Source organism: Thalassobacterium sedimentorum, from assembly GCF_031127905.1.
Lineage (GTDB): Bacteria > Verrucomicrobiota > Verrucomicrobiia > Opitutales > Coraliomargaritaceae > Thalassobacterium > Thalassobacterium sedimentorum.
Map to the genome: position 1 here is coordinate 1 of NZ_JARXIC010000106.1, position 881 is coordinate 881.

General features: G+C 54.0%; 1 protein-coding gene. It reads left to right on the forward strand.

Annotated elements, in window-relative coordinates; genetic code table 11:
- Positions 1-881: transposase (locus tag QEH59_RS18595; protein WP_308986887.1), on the forward strand; the 881-nt coding region annotated here is incomplete at both ends.

Sequence of the window (881 nt, forward strand, 5' to 3'; positions counted from 1 at the left end):
CGCAGTTTCTTACAAGACTGGGCCATGTTAGATGAGTCGAGCATTGGAGTCGGCCACTTTTTCGAAACGCTCAAAAGCTCGCGTCGCCTGCAGCTGATTGAAGAAGTCAATACGACTCTGGCAGGTTCGATGCCGTCCCATCCGGACAGTTTGATCGATACGCTTGAAGAGCTGGGGGGAATCGACATTTACGCGGGTGACGGCCATTACCATGCCGCCGGAGTCCACGATGCGCCGATCAAAGGTAAGCGCCGTGCGGTCGGGCATTTTTACACGCTGAACTATCGCACGCATGCCTTGACGCATCTGACCGCGGCAGACCTTCAAGGTGGGCGCAAGAAAAGTGAGCACGACATGCATGCGCTCAAACGGATGAGTTCCGGGCAGTTGCGTCAGGGAGCGGCCAAGGGGCGTCAGGTCCTTTATGTTTGGGACTGCGCCGGCACCGACATGCGGCAATGGTATAAGTGGAAGCAGGCTGCAGGCGTTTACTTCCTCAGCCGTGCCAAGGATCTGATGAAGATCACTTGCTTTGGCGAAATCGAGTTTGACCGTGAAGATCCGATCAATGCCGGGGTCCAGGACGATCAGCATGCTGCCACCGAGACAACCGGTGTGATGATGCGCTACATTCGTTACCAGTGTCCACGCACGGGCACCGAATATGAGTTTATCACTAACCACATGAAGATACGACCCGGAGTGATTGCATGGCTGTATCTACGACGTTGGGATATCGAGAAGACCTACGATACCTTCAAAAACAAGCTCTCCGAAACAAAGGCGTGGGCCAGTTCCCCAACCGCCAAGAAAATGCAGGCTCAGTTCCTCTGTTTGGCTCACAATCTAATGGTGATGCTGGAATGCGACATCACAGGTAA